The 21,435-nt window shown below is 55.2% G+C and carries 17 protein-coding genes; 15 read left to right on the forward strand and 2 right to left on the reverse strand.

The window, feature by feature from the left end:
• Positions 1-528: 528 nt before the first annotated feature.
• The 6 genes from nirB (at position 529) to MKX76_RS24160 (ending at position 7,871) form a co-directional block, all read left to right on the forward strand.
• Positions 529-2,979: a nitrite reductase large subunit NirB gene (gene nirB, locus MKX76_RS24135; protein ID WP_034272380.1), complete on the forward strand. Its 2,451-nt coding sequence runs from the start codon at positions 529-531 to the stop codon at positions 2,977-2,979.
• Positions 2,976-3,287 (forward strand): nitrite reductase small subunit NirD, encoded by a 312-nt coding sequence (gene nirD, locus MKX76_RS24140; protein ID WP_007128964.1) that lies wholly within the window; start codon positions 2,976-2,978, stop codon positions 3,285-3,287. Before nirB ends, nirD begins: the two co-directional genes overlap by 4 nt.
• Before the next feature lie 64 nt (positions 3,288-3,351).
• A complete protein-coding gene (cobA, locus tag MKX76_RS24145; RefSeq protein WP_034272406.1) occupies positions 3,352-4,107 on the forward strand; it encodes a uroporphyrinogen-III C-methyltransferase in 756 nt (251 codons plus the stop codon).
• A gap of 374 nt (positions 4,108-4,481) precedes the next feature.
• A complete protein-coding gene (locus MKX76_RS24150; protein ID WP_028404024.1) occupies positions 4,482-5,381 on the forward strand; it encodes an AraC family transcriptional regulator in 900 nt (299 codons plus the stop codon).
• 113 nt (positions 5,382-5,494) lie between these two features.
• Positions 5,495-6,478, forward strand: a complete 984-nt coding sequence (locus MKX76_RS24155) for an N-acetylglucosamine kinase (protein ID WP_028404025.1) — start codon at positions 5,495-5,497, stop codon at positions 6,476-6,478.
• Between the two features lie 76 nt (positions 6,479-6,554).
• Positions 6,555-7,871 (forward strand): 6-phospho-beta-glucosidase, encoded by a 1,317-nt coding sequence (locus MKX76_RS24160; RefSeq protein ID WP_144878576.1) that lies wholly within the window; start codon positions 6,555-6,557, stop codon positions 7,869-7,871.
• 323 nt (positions 7,872-8,194) lie between these two features.
• Here MKX76_RS24160 and MKX76_RS24165 read toward each other — a convergent pair whose 3' ends face one another.
• Entirely contained in the window at positions 8,195-9,103 is a 909-nt protein-coding gene (locus MKX76_RS24165; protein ID WP_244869258.1) for an SDR family oxidoreductase, read from the reverse strand.
• 17 nt (positions 9,104-9,120) lie between these two features.
• Positions 9,121-10,218 carry a mannonate dehydratase gene (uxuA, locus tag MKX76_RS24170; protein WP_028404028.1) on the reverse strand — a complete coding sequence of 366 codons (1,098 nt, stop codon included), beginning with the start codon at positions 10,216-10,218 and terminating at the stop codon, positions 9,121-9,123.
• A gap of 239 nt (positions 10,219-10,457) precedes the next feature.
• On the opposite strand from uxuA, the gene uxaC reads away from it, so the two are divergent.
• The 9 genes from uxaC (at position 10,458) to MKX76_RS24215 (ending at position 21,265) form a co-directional block, all read left to right on the forward strand.
• Positions 10,458-11,864 carry a glucuronate isomerase gene (uxaC, locus tag MKX76_RS24175; protein WP_007128957.1) on the forward strand — a complete coding sequence of 469 codons (1,407 nt, stop codon included), beginning with the start codon at positions 10,458-10,460 and terminating at the stop codon, positions 11,862-11,864.
• 123 nt (positions 11,865-11,987) lie between these two features.
• Positions 11,988-14,087 (forward strand): alpha-glucuronidase family glycosyl hydrolase, encoded by a 2,100-nt coding sequence (locus tag MKX76_RS24180; RefSeq protein ID WP_251535804.1) that lies wholly within the window; start codon positions 11,988-11,990, stop codon positions 14,085-14,087.
• A gap of 557 nt (positions 14,088-14,644) precedes the next feature.
• Entirely contained in the window at positions 14,645-14,968 is a 324-nt protein-coding gene (locus MKX76_RS24185; RefSeq protein WP_007128955.1) for a metal-sensitive transcriptional regulator, read from the forward strand.
• Between the two features lie 483 nt (positions 14,969-15,451).
• On the forward strand, positions 15,452-15,652 hold the full coding sequence (locus MKX76_RS24190; RefSeq protein WP_007128954.1) for a cation transporter: 201 nt from the start codon (positions 15,452-15,454) through the stop codon (positions 15,650-15,652).
• A 33-nt stretch (positions 15,653-15,685) separates the two neighbouring features.
• Positions 15,686-18,118 carry a heavy metal translocating P-type ATPase gene (locus MKX76_RS24195; RefSeq protein ID WP_341034738.1) on the forward strand — a complete coding sequence of 811 codons (2,433 nt, stop codon included), beginning with the start codon at positions 15,686-15,688 and terminating at the stop codon, positions 18,116-18,118.
• A gap of 77 nt (positions 18,119-18,195) precedes the next feature.
• On the forward strand, positions 18,196-18,837 hold the full coding sequence (locus MKX76_RS24200; RefSeq protein WP_251535802.1) for a nitrite reductase: 642 nt from the start codon (positions 18,196-18,198) through the stop codon (positions 18,835-18,837).
• A gap of 305 nt (positions 18,838-19,142) precedes the next feature.
• Complete coding sequence (locus MKX76_RS24205; protein ID WP_007128951.1) at positions 19,143-19,568, forward strand: MarR family winged helix-turn-helix transcriptional regulator; 426 nt, start codon at positions 19,143-19,145, stop codon at positions 19,566-19,568.
• Between the two features lie 20 nt (positions 19,569-19,588).
• Positions 19,589-20,341 carry an SDR family NAD(P)-dependent oxidoreductase gene (locus MKX76_RS24210; protein WP_007128950.1) on the forward strand — a complete coding sequence of 251 codons (753 nt, stop codon included), beginning with the start codon at positions 19,589-19,591 and terminating at the stop codon, positions 20,339-20,341.
• A gap of 165 nt (positions 20,342-20,506) precedes the next feature.
• Entirely contained in the window at positions 20,507-21,265 is a 759-nt protein-coding gene (locus MKX76_RS24215; RefSeq protein ID WP_210094061.1) for an SDR family NAD(P)-dependent oxidoreductase, read from the forward strand.
• The last annotated feature ends 170 nt before the right edge of the window (positions 21,266-21,435 follow it).

Raw genomic sequence — 21,435 nt, forward strand, 5'->3', positions numbered from 1 at the left:
CCTATACGAAAGCTTATAAACGTATGTCTATCATTTATGTTATAAAATATTACACAAACAGTGAGTTTGTGCTTGAAACAAACCGGATTTCGTAATTGAAAATGGGGTGTTTTTATGATGATAACGCATTTTCAATTTTTCATAAAGAGGAAATCTTCCCGTAATGTTCGGAAAATTTACATTGTTTGGTCGATGGAACCCTGATTTAGTTCAAAGAAATACCGATATAACGGATATTCTCTGCTTCGATCATAAACGTAATAAAAGTTTACATGTTCCATGATAAAATTATTTTGTGGCTAAATTGTGTCATGAATATTGACATAGTGAAATGCGTCTTATATAGTTAAGGACAATAAAACGAAAATCGTAAGTCACGGATACAACGGTGTATCCGTTCGAAGCGGCAACGAAGCCTGACTTCGCCTCAAACGACAAGAGAGATGGATCTCTTGCGATTGCGGCGGTCAGGCTTTTTATGTTGTTAGGCGAAAACCTGAACATACCCGAAGAGGAGAGGAAATCGTGATGAACAAACCTGAGAAATTGGTGCTGGTCGGCAACGGGATGGCGGGCGTACGAACGATTGAGCATGTGTTGAAGTTGGCGCCGGGGGCTTATGACATGACCGTGTTTGGCGCAGAGCCTCATCCGAACTATAACCGGATTATGCTGTCGAAGGTGCTGGCCGGGGGCACGGACATGAAGGACATCATCATTAATGACCGTGACTGGTATGCGGAAAACGGCATCCGGCTTTTTACGGGGGATGCCGTCGCATCGATCGATACCGTACACCGCAAGGTCGTATCGGCATCCGGCGTCGTTTCCGACTACGACAAGCTGATTATCGCAACCGGCTCGAATCCGTTCATGCTTCCGCTGCCGGGCGTGCGCAAGGAAGGCGTGATCGGCTTCCGTGATATCCATGACTGCGAAATGATGATCGAGGCTTCGAAAAAATACAAGAAGGCAGCCGTCATCGGCGGCGGGCTGCTCGGACTCGAGGCGGCACGGGGATTGCTGAATCTGGGCATGGACGTGACGGTCGTTCATCTGAACAAGTATTTGATGGAACGTCAGCTGGATCCGCCGGCTTCGGAAATGCTGCAGCGCGAGCTTGAAGCGCAGGGAATGAGCTTCCTTCTTGAGAAACAGACGGCGGCCATTACCGGCAAACGCCGCGCAGACGGATTGGAATTTTCCGATGGCAGCCGGCTTCAGGCCGATCTGATCGTTATGGCGGTCGGGATTCTGCCCAACGTCGAGCTGGCCAAGTCGGCCGGGCTGCAGGTGAACCGCGGCATCGTCGTAAATGATTTTCTGGAGACGAGCGTTCCCGGCATCTATGCAGTTGGAGAGTGTGCCGAGCACCGGGGGATCGCTTATGGACTGGTGGCCCCTCTGTATGAGCAAGGGGCCGTGCTTGCCAAGCACTTGGCCGGCGTCGAAACCTCCGGTTACGCAGGCTCCGTAACGTCCACGAAGCTGAAGGTTTCGGGTGTCGATGTATTTTCCGCCGGCATGTTCAATGATGCCCCGGATACGCGATCCCTACGGTATCAGGATGATATCGAGGGCGTGTACAAGAAGATTGTCATGAAGGGAGAGCGCATGATCGGCGCCGTTCTATTCGGGGACACATCGGATGGGACCTCGCTGTTTTCCTTGATCAAGAGCGGGGAATCCGTCACCGGGCGCGAGAAGGAATTGCTGCTTGGCTACCCGGCCGGGCAAACTTCCGCATCGCCGCTGGCAAGGCTCGAGGCGTATTCCGTCGACGAGATCATATGCGGCTGCAACGGCGTGACGAAGGGGCGAATCATGGAGGCCATCGCGGACGGGTGCAGCACGGTGGGCAAGATCAAGGCTTGTACCAAGGCATCCGGCTCCTGCGGCGGCTGCAGGCCGGAAGTTGAAGGATTGCTGTCGATCTACGGCGGTGAAGGGGCCGGCGAGCCGGTGAAGGAAGGCATTTGCGGCTGCACGACGATGGACCGCGATGAAATAATCGAAAAGATCAAGGAGATGCACCTGGTCAGCGTGAAGGAAGTGATGAACGTCCTGGGCTGGAATGAGCCGGAAGGTTGCTCGAAATGCCGTCCGGCGCTCAACTACTATTTGGGGATGCTGTGGCCGTCCGAGTATAAGGACGAGAAGGAATCCCGGTTTACGAACGAGCGGTTTCACGCCAACATCCAGAAAGACGGCACGTATTCCGTCGTTCCGCGGGTATATGGCGGGGTAACGTCGCCGGCGGATCTGAAGCGGATTGCAGCCGTCGCCGAGAAATACGATGTGCCCATGGTCAAATTTACGGGCGGGCAGCGGCTCGATCTGCTGGGCGTAAAAAAGGAAGACCTGCCGAAGATTTGGGAGGAGCTCGATATGCCTTCCGGACACGCTTACGGCAAGGCGCTCCGCACCGTAAAGACCTGCGTGGGCTCGACCTTCTGCCGATTCGGCACCCAGGATTCGATCGGCATGGGGATCCAGATGGAGAAGGCTTTCGAGCGGCTCAATACGCCGGCTAAAGTAAAGCTTGCCGTATCCGGCTGTCCTCGTAACTGCGCCGAAGCCACCATTAAGGATCTGGGCGTCGTGGCGATCGACGGCGGCTGGGAGATCTATGTCGGCGGCAATGGCGGCGTTAAGGTTCGGGAATCGGAGCTGCTGTGCACGGTGAAGACCGAGGAGGACGTGATGGAATGGACCGGCGCTTATCTCCAGTATTACCGCGAGACAGCGAACTGGAACGAGCGCACCTCCGTTTGGATCGAGCGGATTGGCCTGGATGAGGTGAAGGCGGCGCTGGAAAGCCGTGAGGAGCGTCTTGCGCTCGTATCCCGGATCGAGGAAACGCTCAGCTACACCACTGATCCTTGGAAAGAAATCATAGATAATCCGGAGCTTCGCAAGAACTTCATGCCACTGGCGGAAGCGGGAACCGGTGAAGGTTTGGGGGCGAGAAGATCATGAGCAAAATTCGGGTGGCAAGTTTGGCGGAAATCGATGCGAAGGGGGCGCGTACCTTCCGGATCGAGGATACGGAAATCGCGGTATTCAGGCTGAGCGACGGCAGCGTCAAGGCCGTCGAGAACCGCTGTCCTCATAAGGGCGGGAAGCTGTCGGAAGGCATGGTATGCGGAACGGCGGTGCACTGCCCGCTGCATGACTGGAAGATCGATCTGGCGAGCGGCCGGGTCTATGAACCTGACGATGGCTGCGTAACGACGTACCGGACGGAAATTGACGGCACGAGCGGCTCGATTTATATCGTGATGTAAGCACGCTGAACGAACGCTAAATCAGAAAAAGAGACAGGAGGTGCAGGCCGTGCGGGCATTGGGGATGGTCAGTATCGTCGGAGCGGGACCGGGAGACCCGGAGTTGATTACGGTAAAGGCGATGAAACGAATCCGGCAGGCTGAGGTCATTCTGTATGACCGCCTCGTCAATGAAGAGCTGCTGGAGGACGCGCCGCATGAAGCTGAGCGCATCTATTGCGGCAAGGCGCCGGGCCGGCATGCGGCCTCTCAGGAAGACATCAACCGGCGTCTTGTCGCCTATGCGATGCAAGGGAAGCGGGTGGTGAGGCTGAAGGGCGGAGATCCCTTCGTTTTCGGACGCGGCGGGGAGGAGGCGCTGGCACTGGCGGCAGCCGGCATTCCTTATGAGGTCGTTCCGGGAATTACGTCCGCCGTCGGAGCGGCGGCTTCAGCCTCGATCCCGCTGACGCACCGCGGCCTGGCCGCTTCCTTCGCCTGCGTAACGGGCAGCCGCTGCCACGAGGATGGCTCGCCTGTCCGGTGGGATTTGTTGGCGCACGGGGTGGATACGCTGGCGATCTACATGGGTGTCAGCCAGCTGCCGTATATCCGAGAGCAGCTGCTGCAGCACGGCAAAGCGGGATCGACGCCTGTCGCGCTCATTGAGCAGGGGACAACGAGCCGCCAGCGCACCTTCATTTGCACGCTCGAGAATATGCATGACCTGGCAAAGGCGGTGAAACTGGGTAACCCTGCGCTCATCCTGTTGGGCGAGGTGGTTCGGCTGCCCGAGCAGCTTGCGTTATTGGAACGGAGTGTCTCGACGAGGATCGGATAAGTACGTGCCAGAGAGATTCTTAACGAGACTTTCGATGAGAAAATTTCAATGTATTTTCGAGATGAGGGTTCGGATAGGTGCGTAGCGATATGGTAAAGGTTCCAGTGACGGACGGGGAACGAAAGAGGAATGGGTGCGAAGCACAGGGATCGGCAAGGAACGCGAAGAAAGCGGCTGCCCATCGAATAGAGGCATAGAAGCGAAGGTTTTGGAGGAGAAGCGGGAGTTATCATCCGAATTCGGGCAAAGGGCAGCGCTGCTTGGGCGCTGCCTGTTTTCGTTTGCCCGGCGAGCATGATACGATATGGAGAACGATAGGGATTGGCCGTGATTTTTTTACAAAATGACGATAACGACTCGCTGGAGGTGCATGAATGGTGGAACGTCCGCAGGGCGTTGTTCCGGACGCCATTGATTTTTCGAATGCCGCTTTTCCTTTTACCGCATCGACGACACGCGGCATATTTGTCGGCGCACAGCGGCTGCATTGGCACCATGCGCTGGAGCTTAATCATATCCGAAGCGGCACGGGCTTTATTTTGATCAACGGGATGAAGCTGTCGTTTCAAGAAGGAGACATCGTATTCATCAATAGTAACGCGCTCCACCGCGCCTATGAGACGGATAATCTGATCATGGACGTCATTATGTTCGATCCTTCGCTGCTTTCGCTGGATTTGAAGTTCGATCCCGAACTGATGAACCCGTTCCGCTCCTTGGGGATGGTAGACCGGGAATCCCCGATTCGCCCTGAAATGGCCCGGCTGCTTATGAGCATGATGGAGGAGCACAGAGCTCAAGGCACCTCCTATATGAGTCTGATCCGCTCGGACCTTATTCGCTTTCTGAGCCTGGCGAACCGGCATCTGTCGGCACCGCTTGCGGAGGACCGGCCGATTAAGGGAAGGGGCATGCATGCCCTGAAGGAAGTGCTTCGGACGATGGAGCTTCACCTGGATTACGGATGGACCTTGAAGGAGCTGTCGGATATGACGCATCTGAGCCCTTCCCGATTCAGCGCGTTGTTCCATCAGGCTGTCGGCACATCCCCGCATCATTACCTGATTCAGCTTCGCTTGACTCACGCGGTGCATCTATTGGAAACAACGGATGCGAAGATTATCGAGATCGCGCAGACCTGCGGATTCCGCAATCTCTCCAACTTCAACCGGCTGTTCAAGCAGCATATTGGCGCATCGCCCAGCGACATCCGGGAGCGTGCCTCTGTCGGCAGCCCGCTCCCTCGTTTATCGCACAGTGCAGAGAAACAGTAAGATCGTATCACTCCTCGGGTGTATAACAGTAGAAGGGGCGCTTATGGAAGCGGTATCTTAAACATATACCATCACATAACGCCAAATGGTTCGGCGTCTAGGAGTGAATGTCCATGAGTTTGTATCTGGGAGTGGATGCCGGCGGGAGCAAGACCCATGCCGTCATCTGCGACGATCAAGGCAACATTGTTGGCAAGGGGGCATCCGGGAACGGGAATCACCAGATTAACCGGGAGCAGGCGGCGCGCAATATCGAGGAGGCCTGCAACAGCGCTCTTCGGGAGGCCGGCGTATCCAAGGACGACATCGAATACGCGTATTTCGGCCTGGCCGGCGCGGATCGGGAAGCCGACTACGAAATCCTGCGCCCCATGATCGGGGCTTTGGGTTACCGACGGCATGATATCGCCTGCGATACGATCATCGGCATGCGGGCCGGAACGAGCCGGCCTTATGGTGCGGCACTGATCTGCGGCACCGGCTTTAACAGCGCAGCCCGGAACCGCGAGGGGGCGGAGCTGCAGTACGGCGGCTTCGGATTCCTCTACGGCGACGGATACGCCGGCGGATCCGGTTTTGCTACGCTGGCCTTCCGGGCGGTGGTTCGCGCTTGGGATGAGCGGGGACCTGCCACCATGCTGACTTCGCTCGTGCTGGAGCAGATGGGGTACGCCTCGGTTGAGCCGATGTACGAGGATGTCCTCTACGGACGGATCTCCGTTCCGCCGACCCTGGTCAAGACCTTGTTCAAGGCGGCAGAAGCCGGCGATGAAGTCGCGACCCGAATTCTTCAGACCGAAGGCGAGGAACTGGGCAATGCCGTTTGCACGCTGATCCGGCGGCTGGGCATGTCCGATGAAGCATTCGATATTGTGTATATCGGGAGCGTGCTCAACCGTCCGAACAGCTCGATCCTTACGGATGCGATAGAACGGGTTGTGGCCGTCCGGGCGCCTTACGCCCGGTGCGTAAGGCTGACATCCGATCCGGTAGCCGGAGCGCTGCTCTGTGCGATGGATGCAGACGGGCGGACCATAGATTCGCAGACCGAAGCCAAGCTCAAGGCATTCACGTTTGAAGAAACGGCTGTTTCGTGAGCCTGAGTATGACAATTTGACCGGATGCCGGGAAAACGTTGCGTTTTGATCTGATATTTACCTTGGAGGGATTCATATGGCAGCAGGTTTGAAAATAGCGGTAATCGGGGGAGGCTCCTCCTACACGCCGGAGATTGTGGAAGGCTTTATCCGCAACTTCGAGCAAATGCCGATTCGCGAACTGTGGTTCGTGGATATTGAAGAAGGCAAGCATAAGCTGGAGATCGTAGGGAATTTGGCCAAACGCATGGTGCAGCAGGCGGGTCTTCCCATCGAGGTTCATTTGACGCTGGACCGCCGGCAGGCGATTGAAGGCGCGGATTTCGTTACGACCCAGATGCGTGTCGGCTTGCTGGCCGCCCGCAAGCTGGATGAGCATATCCCGATTATGAACGGCGTTATCGGCCAGGAGACGACCGGTCCGGGAGGGATGATGAAAGCGCTGCGTACGGTTCCGGTCATTCTGGACATCTGCCGGGACATCGAGGAGCTGGCGCCGAATGCGTGGATGCTGAACTTCACCAACCCGGCCGGAATCGTGACCGAGGCTGTGCTCAAGCACAGCAAGGTGAAAACCGTCGGCCTGTGCAATTCGCCGATCAACTTCCAAAAATTCCTCGCGAAAGAGTATGGCGTATCGGAAAAAGAGGTGCTGGCCGAATTCGTCGGCATTAACCATTTGCACTGGGTAACCTCGGCGATCGTGAACGGGGAGGAGAAGATGCCGGAGCTTCTGGACGGAGGCAAATCCTACACGGCCAAGAACGTGCCGACCTTCGGCTGGGATGCGGATTTTATTCGTTCGCTCCAGGCCATTCCGACCTATTATCTGAAGTATTTCTATATGACGGACACGATGTTCGCAGACATGCTGGCATCCCTAGAGAAGGATGGCACCCGCGCGGATGTCGTCAGCCGGGTGGAAGAGGAGCTGTTCGAGCTCTATAAGGATGAGAACCTGGCAGAGAAGCCGAAGCAGCTGGAGCAGCGGGGCGGAGCTTACTATTCCGAAGCGGCGGTCAATCTGATGACATCGATTTATAATGACCGCCATGATATTCAGACGCTGAACGTAGCCAACGGGAACATCTACGATTTCTTGCCGGCGGACGCAAGCATCGAGGTCAACTGTGTCGTAACCGGCCAGGGCCCGATTCCGCTCGCCCCGCAAAAGGTTCCTTCCCACGTGAAGGGCCTGATGCATGCCGTGAAAGTGTATGAGCAATTGACGATTGAAGCCGCCATCACCGGCGATCGCGGCATCGCATTGCAGGCGCTGGTGCATCATCCGCTCGTGCCTTCCGTCACCGTAGCGAAGAAGCTGCTGGATGAGATGCTGGAAGCGAACAAGAAGTATTTGCCGGCATTCTTCAAGCCGGAGACAGTTCTATAATTCTGCATGAAGTGGAGTTGCGGAGCCTGAAAAAGCCTGTGTAACCGAGCTTGAGTTTGTCCGAAGCATCGAGAAAAAGATGCAGATGGGGGATCTGACCATCACGGGATCGAAAACGCAGAAAGTGTAGATTGCCAGAATGCTAAATGCAACGCAGGTAGGCACAATGCATAAACCACAATGCATAAAACCACAATGCATAAAACCACAATGCATTAAGCCATAACGCAATACGCACTGCGAATAAAGCCGCAACGCATTAGGCGACAACCATAAAGCCACGCATAGCGCAAAAAACGCAGCCCAAGGGGCTGCGTTTTGTTTCATACGCCAGAATAAGCCATAAAGCCGCCGTCCACCGGGATAACCGTTCCTGTGACAAAACCCGAAGCCTGATCATCCACAAGCCATAGCAGCGTCCCGAGGAGATCCTCCGGCACGCCGAACCGTCTCATGGGCGTGTGGGAAATGATCTTATGAGAACGCTCCGTCAGCGAACCGTCGCTGTTCGTCAGCAAATTACGGTTCTGCTCGGTCAGGAAGAAGCCCGGCGCAATTGCATTCACGCGGATACCGGCATCTGCAAGATGGACCGCCAGCCATTGGGTGAAATTGTTGACCGCGGCTTTAGCGGCGCTATAGGCGGGTACCTTCGTCATCGGGCTTGGTGCGCTCATCGACGAAATATTCAGCACCACCGCTCCCGGCCGTCCGACCATGCCCTCCGCGAAGATCTGCGTCGGAATCAGCGTACCGATGAAGTTCAAGTCAAAGACGCTGCGGAAGCCGGGCACGCTGAGCCCGAAGAATGTGGTGACATCGGGCTGACCCTCATCTTCGGGACGGAAGGTTTCATTCGTTGTATTGGCATCCTTCCTGTTGCCGCCGGCTCCGTTAATCAGGATATCGCACGGGCCGAATGCTGTGCGAACAGCCTTCTCCGCCTGACGTACGCTTTCGGGATCCGTTACGTCGCAGGAGACCGCTATCGCGGTTCCGCCAGCCGCGGTGATCTCGTCTGCAACCTGCTGACCCTTCTCCACCGTGCGGTTCAGGACGGCGACCTTCGCTCCCTGACGTCCAAGCTCTAGCGCCATGGCTCGGCATAATACTCCGGATCCGCCGGTAATAACCGCGGTTTTGCCATGGATGGACGGGTGGATGGGAAGGGCGATGTGCTCTTGGCGTGCAGATCCGACCGCGCCTTGACCGGATCCGGCTGATTCCGGCATACCGTTACTGAATCCGCTCATTGAACAGCCTCCTTCACTTTGGAGGCTTGATCCTGGCTCTTCCTGGTGTACGCATCCCACAGCCCCCACAAATACATAATGCCCAGTGCCCGGTCATACAGCCCGTAACCCGGCCGGCATTGCTCGCCCCAAATATGCCGTCCGTGATCGGGTCTGGCATAACCGGTAAATCCGGTTTCGTGATAGGCCTGGACGATGCCGGTGATATCAACCGTCCCGTCCTGCGTCCGATGGGAGGTCTCAATGAAGTCGCCGTTATCAAAGACGCGAACATTGCGGATATGCGCGAACGGTATCCGGTCATGGAATTCATGAATCATCGAGACGATATCGTTATCCGGATTCGCGCCGAGCGAGCCGCTGCACAAGGTGAGGCTGTTCGCCGGACTGTCGTACAGGCTCAGGAGTCTGCGAAGGTTCTCCTGGCTGGTGATAATCCGGGGCAGGCCAAAGATGGACCAAGGCGGATCGTCGGGATGAATAGCCATTCGAATGCCGTTGGCTTCGGCCACCGGAACGACCGCTTTCAGGAAATACTCCAGATTGCTCCACAGATCCTCCTCCGTTACCCCGCGATAAGCCTCGAACAAAGAGGCCAGGTGAGCCAGCCGCTCCGGTTCCCATCCCGGCATGGTAAGAGAGCTGTTCTGCGTGATCGTTCTTACAAGCTCCATTGGATCGATGCCGTGGATCTTGGCTTTTTCGAAGAAGAGTGCCGTCGATCCGTCAGGCGCTGCTTTAAACATATCGGTTCGCGCCCAATCAAAGATCGGCATGAAATTGTAGCAGATGACTTTGACGCCGACCTGGCCCAATTTTTCAATCGTACGGATGTAATTGGCGATGTACCGATCGCGTGACGGGAGGCCGAGCTTGATATCCTCGTGCACATTCACGCTTTCCACAACGTCAATATGAAGTCCGAACGCGCTTGCCTGGTCCCGGACTTCCTCAATCCGCTCCATCGGCCATTCCTCGCCGGCCGGGATATCATGGAGCGACCAGACGATTCCTTCTACGCCGGGAATTTGCCTGATATGATCCAGCGAGACCGTGTCGTTGCCTTCGCCGAACCACCGAAATACCATACGCATTGCTGCACCGCCTTTACGAATGTGGTTGTTGAATAAAATAATCAATGATAAGCGCTTGAGCCTGGCTTGCCATTGTACTTTACCTGAGGAACGCAATGTCAGGACGGCTGAATCACGCGGCTCATCATTAGCCGCCGGAATCCTCCTCCAGATCCGCCAGGCTTATATATTCCATACTACCATACAAGTATGGTAGTATGGAACGGAAAACGAAAATTTTGAACGGAGGGATCGGAAAGATGAGCCGTTTGGATATCGATAATCTGCTGCTTAACAGCAATAGCGCCAGGAAGCTGTACTATGATTATGCGGAGAGCATGCCGCTGTACGACTATCACAATCATTTAAGCCCGAAGGATATCGCGGACAACCGCCAATTCGGAAATCTGGCCGAGATTTGGCTTGAAGGAGATCACTACAAATGGAGGGCGATGCGCTGGCTCGGTGTTGAAGAAGAGCTGATTACGGGCAGCGCGCCGCCCGAGGAGAAATTCACGGCTTGGGCGCGCTGCGTTCCAAAGCTCGTCGGAAATCCGCTCTATCATTGGACCCATCTGGAGCTGGCGAGGTATTTCGGCATTCAGGAGCGGCTGTCTGAGGATAATGCGATGAAGATCTGGCATGCGTGCAACGAGAAGCTGAAGGACCCTTCCCTAACGGCTGGAGGCATCCTTGCCCGCTTCAAGGTGAAGGTAGCGTGCACGACGGACGATCCGGCCGACTCCTTGGAATTTCATCGCCGTATTCAGCGCAATCCGGAGATTACCGCGGTCGTGGCGCCGGCTTTTCGTCCGGATCGGGTCCTTGACCTGACGCATGCCGATTTTGCAGGATATATCCGGCAGCTCGGGGAGGCGGCGAATCATGCGGTAGATACCTATGAAGAATTGCTTGAAGCACTTAAGCTGCGGATTCAGTACTTCCATGATCACGGCTGCCGGCTGTCCGATCACGGCTTCGGCGCATTTCCGTATGAGCCTGCCAGCGAACAAGAGGCAGCGGCCATTTATGCCAAGGCCATGGCAGGGGACCCGATCTCAGAACAGGAGGAGGCGAAGTACCGAACCTATACGCTGCTTCGGCTTGCTGTGATGTACCATGACTTGGGCTGGGCCATGCAGCTTCATATCGGAGCATCCCGGAACAACAACGCCCGCATGCTGGCTAAGCTCGGGAAGGACAGCGGGTATGATTCCATCCTGGACTTTCATCTGGCGGCGAGTCTTAACGGATTTTTGAGCGAGCTTGACAAGGACGACCGGCTCCCGAAGACTATCGTTTACAGCCTGTACTCCTCCCATTACGAGATGATTGCCACCACAATCGGCAATTTTCAATCGGCCGGCGTCGAAGGGAAGCTTCAGCTCGGCTCTGCCTGGTGGTTCCATGATCAGAAGGAGGGCATGCTGAAGCAGCTGACCGCTCTGTCCTCTATGGGCCTGATCAGCACCTTTGTCGGCATGCTGACGGACTCGCGCAGCTTCATGTCGTTCCCAAGGCATGAATATTTCCGGCGCGTCCTTTGCCGCCTGTTCGGGGACTGGATCAAGGAGGGGGAGCTGCCGGCGGACTATGACTATATCGGGGGCATCATCCAGGATATATGCTATCGCAACGCGGAGCGCTATTTTCAAATCCACGAATAATCTCGGGTTTAGTATTGGTTTCACTCTGCCTTGATGTCGTTTATGGTGGCCGGTATTTGGTTTGTTGATTAGTAAAAAGCAGTCGTTTGGCATAAAGAGCAGGACGAAGGAGGAACAAGGAATATGAACAGTACATTATATCGAGCCTGGCTTCAGTATTCGCCGATCCAGGATGCGGAGCTTCGGGAGGCTTACCGCCGGGTTCTCGGCACGATCTCCTTGGAGGGAAGGCGATCCGAGCTTCTGGATTCGGCCATTGAGGAGCTTCGCAGCGGATGCCGATCCCTGCTGGACATCGAGCCGGAGCTATTGTTGCTGGGCAACGAGATGCCTCAACTGGCATCGAACGAAGGGATACCCCGCGGCCTTCAGCTGCGGGTGCAGCCTGCCGCCGATAACGTGCAGGACCTGGAAGAAGGGGACAACAGCGCTCCCGGAAAGCTGGGACCTGAAGGCTTCCGCCTTCAGTATCTGGGGGATAGTCTGCAGGAGCGAGTGATCCTGATCGGCGGCTCGGAGAAAGGTTTGCTGTACGGCGTATTTCATTTGCTGCGGCTTGTCGCCGCACACGAGCCGTTAACGGCATGGAACGTGACCGAGGAGCCGGTTAACCGGCTCCGGATGATCAATCAATGGGATAATGCGGACGGCTCGATCGAGCGGGGCTACGCGGGGCGTTCGATCTTTTACCGGGATGGGCGCTTCACGGAGGATCTTACGCGCGTCAAGGACTATGCAAGGCTGCTGTCTTCCGTCGGCATCAATGCAATTTCGATCAATAATGTGAACGTGCATGAGATTGAAACGCGGTTCATCACCCGGGAATATTTGCCTCAGGTGGCCCAAATCGCAAGTGTATTTCGCAAGTACGGCATCACGCTGTATTTGAGCATTAACTTTGCGGCTCCGCTTCATATCGGCGGCGTTGGCACTTCCGATCCGCTGAATGAAGACGTACGGCGGTGGTGGAGGGCTGCCGCGGATGAGATTTACAGCCATATTCCGGACTTCGGCGGATTCCTGGTAAAGGCCGATTCGGAACACCGGCCGGGGCCGTTCGCTTACGGGCGCGACCATGCCGACGGCGCCAATATGCTTGCCGAAGCGCTGAAGCCCCATGGCGGAATCGTGATTTGGCGCTGCTTCGTCTATAACTGCATGCAGGATTGGCGGGATCGGAGTACGGACCGTGCCAAGGCGGCTTACGATCATTTCACGCCGCTTGACGGCCGGTTCATGGACAATGTGCTGCTGCAGATTAAGAACGGGCCGATGGATTTTCAGGTCCGGGAACCGGTATCCCCGCTGTTCGGCAGCATGAAGCATACGAACCAGGTGCTGGAATTCCAGGTGACGCAGGAATATACCGGGCAGCAGCGCCATGTCTGCTATCTCGTTCCGCAATGGAAGGACGTGCTGGACTTTGATACGCACGCGGACGGGCAGGGCTCGTATGTGAAACGGATCGTGTCCGGTTCGCTTCACGGCATGAAGCTAAGCGGGATTGCGGCCGTATCCAACATCGGAGATGGCGAGAACTGGACGGGACATACGCTGGCGCAGGCCAATCTGTACGGCTACGGACGGCTGATCTGGAATCCTGATCTGACCTCGGAGGAGATTGCGGAGGAATGGACCAGGCTGACCTTCGGCAACGACGAGGCCGTTATAAAGACTGTCTGCGGCATGCTGATGAAATCTTGGCCGATCTATGAAAGCTATACGTCCCCGCTCGGGGTCGGCTGGATGGTGACGCCGCATACCCATTACGGGCCGGACGTGGACGGATACGAGTATTCCAGGTGGGGGACATACCATTTTGCGGACCGGGACGGCATCGGGGTCGACCGTACGGCTGCTACGGGGACGGGTTATACGGCCCAGTATTTCGAGCCGAATGCGCGCAGGTACGAGACGCTGGAGGACTGTCCCGACGAGGTGCTGCTGTTCTTCCACCATGTGCCGTACTCGCACCGCCTGAAGTCGGGGAAAACGGTGATTCAGCATATTTATGACACCCATTTTGAAGGTGCGGATGCAGCGGCAGAGCTCCTAGCGGAATGGGCATCCCTAGAAGGGCGAATCGATCCGGCGCAGCATGCCCAGGTGGCCGCGAGGCTGGCCGAACAGGCAGAGCATGCCAAGCACTGGCGGGATGTCATCAACACGTATTTCTTCCGCAAGTCCGGCGTGCCGGATGAGAAGGGGCGTACTATCTTTTAAAGGAATGGGCTAGAGCAGGGGGAGCTTCCTTATCTATACAATGGTATGGATGGGTTAGGAAAGGCACAGCGTCCATTAAAAAGTATAGAGGATGGAAGGCTTCAACTCGGACTGTCGCAGGAGGTCCCGACTTATAATTAAGAAGGAGCCGCTCTTACGCGAGCGGCTCCGCTTGGAAGAGGGAGTAGATCACCCGGTGCGAAGGAGGATCTACTCTTTTTTCGTGCGGTCCAGGTTCATCTGTGCAGTGGTGTCTGCACTCGGGGTACACAGCGGGCATGTAAAAGAAGATGCTGTCATAAGCCTGTATGAACGGATGCCGGCCTTCATAAACTAAGATTATAGAGACGGTTTATAACAATAACGTAATGAACCAAGCACAGGTTTTGTTATATGATAGGGGTAGATTACATAAAGACGTCTCCAAATAGGCGTGTCTCCATCGAAAAAAGACCTGCGGATTCTCGGGCTTTATAGGGTGGGGGGCTATATGATATACTATGGATATGAATAGATTGAAAAAAAGATCCATGGTCATGATGAAGGAGGGGAATGGGATGACAACCGAAAGCCATACACATGAAGCCTGCGCGGTAACGAGTGAGCGGAAAAGCCATCATTCCGAGAAAACGAAAAACAACCTCATTAGCCGATTGAATCGGATCGAGGGGCAAATTCGCGGGGTGAAGGGCTTGATTGAGAAGGATACGTATTGTGATGACGTATTGAACCAGATCTCCTCCATTCAATCGGCATTGAACGGCGTGGGCAGGCTGCTGCTGGAGCACCATATGAAGAGCTGCGTGGTCGAGCGCCTGCAGGAAGGCGACGATGACGTCATTACCGAATTGCTGACAACGATGAACAAGCTGATGAAGTAAGCGAGGGCCTGTTTATGAATTCAAGGTGTGTCCCGTGCTTGCTAAGCTGCTTAATGATATTGAAAAAAGCTGGCCTTCGCAAATCGAATGCACAGCTTCAGCATACGAACGAACAAAGAGCCTGCTGCCCGATTTCGGGCGGCAGGCTCTATAGTTTAGAAGCCCCGGAGGGACCCTTACGCCCGGTGCTCCGTCCTAATGTAAGAATGCTCTAGCCTTACAGCACGTTCGGAATAAAAAAAGCTTCATTCGAGGATGTTAGATATAAAAGGGACAAGCCTGCCCGTAAAGAGGCGCAAGCCTGATCATTACGGTGCGGACAATTTTTTCAAAAAAGATGAAATTCACTGTTGACTAAATATAGGGTAGGGGGGTATACTAACATCAGAAACACAAACAACACGTCATAACGGCCTGCAGCGAAATGATGAAATGATCGAAAGGCCGAAGCATTTTAAATAAACCATTAAGGAGCGATGAAGAATGGAACAGGTAACATTGAAAGTTGAAGGCATGTCCTGCATGCACTGCGTAAATTCGATCGAGGGCGCATTGAAGGAGCAGGGGATTTCCGGGAGCGTGGATTTGAAGGCGGGCACCGTATCGGTGAACTATGATGCCGGCAAGTTCAGCCTCGAAGATATCAAAGGAATCATCGAAGAACAGGGGTACACGGTAGCCTAAGGGCTGAAGACGACGGAAGAGGGGTGTAAGACGATGGGAACAGGAGCAGTTCAAGAGCAGAAGAAGGCATCGCTGCAGTTGACCGGCATGACATGTGCGGCCTGCGCGAACCGGATTGAGAAGGGGCTAAGCAAAATGGAAGGCGTCCAAGACGCCAACGTGAACTTTGCGCTGGAGAAGGCCTCCGTAACCTATGATCCGGCGGTCGTTTCGGTCAAGGAGATGGAGGAGAAGATCCAGAAGCTCGGCTATGGCACGGCAAAGGAAACCGTTGATTTTCAGCTGGTTGGCATGTACTGCGCAGCTTGCGCATCGAAGATCGAGAAGGTGGTCGGCAAGATGCCGGGCGTAACCCAGGCTAATGTCAACTTTGCACTGGAGACGGCCCGGGTGGAATTTAACCCTGCGGAAGTATCGATCAGCGACATTCAGCAGCGTGTAGAAAAGCTGGGGTACCAGGCTGTATCCAAGCAGGAGGCGCCCGATCAGGAGAGCCACCGCAAGGAAGCCATTGCCAAGCAGAAACGCAAGCTGATCATATCGGCCATCCTGTCACTGCCGCTGCTGTGGGCCATGGTGACCCATTTCTCCTTTACCTCATGGATCTGGATGCCGGAGCTCTTCATGAACCCATGGTTCCAGCTCGCGCTTGCTACCCCGGTTCAGTTCTATATCGGTAAGCAGTTCTATGTAGGAGCATATAAAGCCCTTCGCAACAAGAGCGCCAACATGGACGTTCTCGTAGCTCTCGGTACATCGGCTGCTTATTTCTACAGCTTGTACCTGACGATTGGCTGGGCTGCAGCGGGCGGAAGCGTGCATCACGGCCCGGCGATGTATTATGAAACGAGTGCCGTTTTGATCACGCTCGTCATTCTCGGGAAGCTGTTTGAATCCCTGGCCAAGGGCAGAACCTCGGAAGCGATCAAGACGCTGATGGGTCTGCAGGCCAAAACGGCCGTCGTTATCCGAGACGGTCAGGAAACGACCGTACCGGTTGAACAGGTCATGGTTGGAGATATCGTCGTCGTTAAGCCGGGAGAGAAGATCCCGGTCGACGGCCGGGTGATCGAAGGCATGTCGGCGGTCGACGAGTCCATGCTGACCGGGGAGAGCATTCCGGTCGAGAAGAAGGCCGGAGATACGGTCATCGGAGCTACGATTAACAAAAACGGACGTCTGAAGTTCGAGGCCTCCAAGGTGGGCAAAGAGACCGCTCTCGCCCAAATTATCAAGGTGGTTGAGGAAGCTCAAGGGTCGAAGGCGCCGATTCAGCGGGTGGCCGACGTCATCTCCGGCATTTTCGTACCGATCGTGGTCGGTATTGCAATCGCAGCTTTTCTCATATGGTACTTCTGGGTAACACCAGGCAACTTTGCGAATTCGCTCGAAATCGCGATTGCGATCCTCGTTATCGCTTGCCCATGTGCCCTCGGTTTAGCCACACCGACCTCCATTATGGCCGGATCGGGCCGTGCGGCAGAGCTTGGCGTACTGTTCAAGGGCGGGGAGCATTTGGAAGCGACGCATAAGATGGACACGATTGTTCTGGATAAAACCGGAACGGTAACCAAGGGCAAACCGGAGCTGACCGATGTTCAAGCGCATGATTTTGAAGAGGAAGCATTCCTGCGCCTGGTCGGCGCTGCCGAGAAGAGCTCGGAGCATCCGCTGGCAGAAGCGATCGTAGCCGGAATTGAAGCAAAAGGGATTGCGCTCCCGGCAGCACAGGAGTTCGAAGCGATTCCGGGGTACGGTATCTATGCAAGCGTGGACGGCCATGAGGTGCTGGTCGGAACGCGCAAGCTGATGGCGAAGCATCAGATCCCGGTGGAATCGATTCTCGCCCGGATGTCGGAGCTGGAGACCGAGGGCAAGACCGCGATGCTGGCAGCGATCGACGGCAAGTATGCCGGACTCGTCGCCGTCGCGGATACGATTAAGGAAACGTCCCGCGCAGCGGTTGCAAGATTGAAGGATATGGGCATTGAAGTGATCATGATGACAGGCGACAATGAGCGAACCGCGCAGGCGATTGCGAAGCAGGTCGGCATCGACCATGTCCTGGCCGAAGTGCTGCCGGAAGGCAAGGCCGATGAAGTGAAGAAGCTTCAGCAGCAGGGCAAGAAAGTCGCCATGGTCGGCGACGGCATCAATGATGCTCCTGCTCTGGCCGTAGCCGATATCGGCATGGCGATCGGTACGGGAACCGACGTGGCGATGGAGGCGGCGGACGTTACCCTCATGAAGGGCGATCTGAACAGCATTCCGGACGCCATTTATATGAGCCGCAAAACGATGAGCAATATCCGCCAAAACCTGTTCTGGGCGCTCGGCTACAATTCGCTGGGAATTCCGATTGCCGCGATCGGCCTGCTGGCCCCTTGGGTCGCCGGGGCGGCAATGGCGCTTAGCTCGGTATCGGTTGTACTCAATGCCCTCCGTTTGCAGCGCATGAAAGTATAACCCCGACATCGAAGGCTTGAAGATAGATAGCGTTTGCGGGGGCCATACGATCAATTGAACAAAATGGGAGTGTTCACATGAGTATGCGGAAGTTTGCCGTAACGCCAGGGTTTGAGGTGGGCGGAACGATGTTCCGTCCCGAACAGCTGGCCGTCCTGGGCAGCGTCGTCGGCGAGGATGCCCGTATCGAAATGACAGGCTTCAAACAGCTGTATATCGAGATGGAGGAGGAACAGATGGAAGAGGCTCAGCGCCTGTTAAGGGCAGCCGGACTCCAGGTTCACCCTTCCGGCTTCGTCACCAAAAGTCTGATCGCCTGCCATTTCTGCAGGGGGGCAGAGGAAGCGGGCCTGGACGTAGCCCGGGCCCTTGATGAAGCGATTGCCGGGCATCCGGTACCCTCGCCGCTCAGGATCGGATATGCAGGCTGCGCGCTCGGCACGAGCGAACCGCTGCTGAAGGATATCGCCGTCATCAAAATGCGGGATAAGTACGATATGTATGTCGGCGGAGAACCGCGGGGCCTAAAGGCTTTGCTGGCCAAGCAGCTGCATGCCGGCCTGGAAGCAGAGGAGCTTGTTCCGATGATACGGAGCTTGATTGCGATTTTTCAGGAGCAGGGTAAGAAGAAAGAGAAATTTTCAAGATTCGTGGACCGGATCACACTGGAACAGCTGCGGAAGCTAACCGCCAATGCCCGGATGGAGCCGGCAGGGTAAAGCGAGACATCACCATATGGTGGTGTCTTTTTTTGTACGCCCTGAAATTATATTTGACGAGCAGCTGGATATACTTAGAAGGCCTTTTTATAGAGATTTTTTTGTGCCGGGAGCGAGGTCGTATGAAATAGGGAGGAATAGGGAAAGCCCCCATATGATACAGCTGCGGGACAGTTGACGAACGGAGTGAAAGGGTATACAATTTAATTGTTAAAAGCTTTTAACTATTTAATATCGTGATATATGTATTCGACTATTCCTGATCGGGGTGATCAAAGCTGGATAAGAAGGAGCAGCTGTCCCACATGGTGTCCCGCCAGATGATGACGCTTGTGGCCAGCTATGCCCAAATACTGGACAGCGATCTGACAGGACCTCAATATTACGTGCTGCAGACGCTGGCTAATGAAGGCGACCAGACAAGCTCCTATTTTGCGAGCGTGCTGAACGTGACTTTGCCTTCGATCACCAATCTTAGCAACAAGCTGGTGAGTAAGGGACTCATTGAACGTGTCACATCCGAAGCCGACCGGCGGCAGGTCTATCTGAGAATCACGGAACGTGGCCGTGAGATGGAAGCCCGCATGGTGGAGAAATACCGGGAGCTGAACGAAGGATTGTGGTCGGATTATACCGAAGAGGAGCTGGATTTGCTGATCTCCGCTTATGCGAAGATGATTGACCATTTTCAGCTCAAGATGAACCCGTCCGGAAACAGGGACGGCAAATAACAATCAGGAGGTCATCCAATATGGGAAGACTGGACAATAAAGTAGCGATCATCACAGGTGCGGCCGGCGGTATGGGAAAGGCGGATGCCTTGCTGTTTGCGAAAGAGGGCGCGAAGGTAGCGATCACCGACCTGCAGGAGGATAAAATCCAGGAGGTCGTGGCCGAGATCCAAGCCAGCGGCGGCGAAGCCATCGGCTTCAAGCAAAATGTCGCTTCGGAGGAAGATTGGATCCGCGTCGTGGACGAAACCGTGAGGAAGTACGGCAAGATTGATATTTTGGTCAACAATGCCGGCATCTCGAACGCAACCCCGTTCATGGATTTGACGGTTGAAGGCTGGGAGAAGACGATGTCGATTAACGTGACGAGCATTTTCCTCGGCCAAAAGTACGTCATCCCGCATATGATCGAAGCCGGCGGCGGCTCCATCATCAACATTTCCTCCATAGCCGGCCTGACGGGCGGCAGCGGCGCGGGACCTTACACCGCAAGCAAAGGCGCCGTGCGCATGCTGACCAAGGCGACCGCCGTCGATTTTGCACAGCATAACATCCGCTGCAACTCGATCCATCCGGGTTACATCGAAACGCCGATGACGATCGATCTGTTCAAGAACGAGCAGATGATGCAGTGGTTCCAATCGCAGACTCCGCTTCCACGCCTCGGCAAACCGGAGGATATCGCGAATGGCGCCTTGTTCCTGGCTTCGGACGAATCCTCTTACATTACGGGCATCGAGCTCCCGATCGACGGCGGATATTACGCGAAGTAACCGGGGATCTCTCATGTTCGGTCAGTCCCATGATCGGATATAACGAATGGATCACTGTCAGATACACGGGTACCCAGGAATTTTAAGAAGACTTTTGTAGATCATTGAATATTGGTCCTTGATATATAGCGTTCATTCATATCTTCATAAAGGGAGTGTTGTTCCATGTCCGATCATCAACAGATTGCAGTCATCACCGGCGCGGCCAGCGGAATCGGGAGAGCGAGCAGCCTGAAGCTGGCAAAGAACGGCGCAGCCGTCGTCCTGGTTGATTTCAACAAGGAGGCTGGGGAAGAAACGCTCCGTATGATTAAGGAACAAGGCGGAGACGGCATTTTCGTACAGGCCGACGTGTCCAAGAGCGAGGATGTGCAGAACTACGTAAATAAAGCTGTCGAAACCTACGGCCGAATTGACTTTTTCTTCAACAATGCGGGGATTATACAGAAGTTCTCCATGCTCGATGATATCGAGGAGAGCGAATTCGATCGTCAAATGTCCGTTAATGTGAAGGGCTGCTTCCTCGGCATGAAATACGTGCTGAAGGTCATGAAAGAGCAGGGCAGCGGCCATATTCTGAATACGGCTTCGACGGCGGGCATCCGCAGCGAGCACAGTGCTGGAGCTTATTCGGCAAGCAAGCATGCGGTCGTCGGCTTGACGAAATCCGCGGCACTCGAATATGTGAAGAAGGGCATTCGCGTGAACGCGATCTGTCCGGGCGGCGTGCAGACACCGTTGACGGCAGCCGTGGCGAAGTCCTTCGAAGTGAGCGGCTATGTGCCTGAGGAGATCCCTGACATGCGGATGGGGCGTGCGGCCGAGGCCGACGAAATCGCGAACGTGGTTGCGTTTATGGCTTCACCGGGGTCCAGTTATATGACGGGCTCGCTCGTGACGATCGACGGCGGGTTGACGCTGTAACACAGGGTTTCAATATGCAAGGCCAGTCAGCCGGATTCAACGGCGGGCTGGCTTTTTTGGGCTTTATACACCAAGCGAACCTCACCTTGTGCGCCGGGGTGTGGTCCTGGCATGGTGAACTGTGACCCATAAGATGGACACTTTGAAAAAAGTGACTTCTTGTGGGTCAT

This window comes from Paenibacillus sp. FSL R5-0810, from assembly GCF_038002285.1.
GTDB classification, from domain to species: domain Bacteria; phylum Bacillota; class Bacilli; order Paenibacillales; family Paenibacillaceae; genus Paenibacillus_AQ; species Paenibacillus_AQ lactis.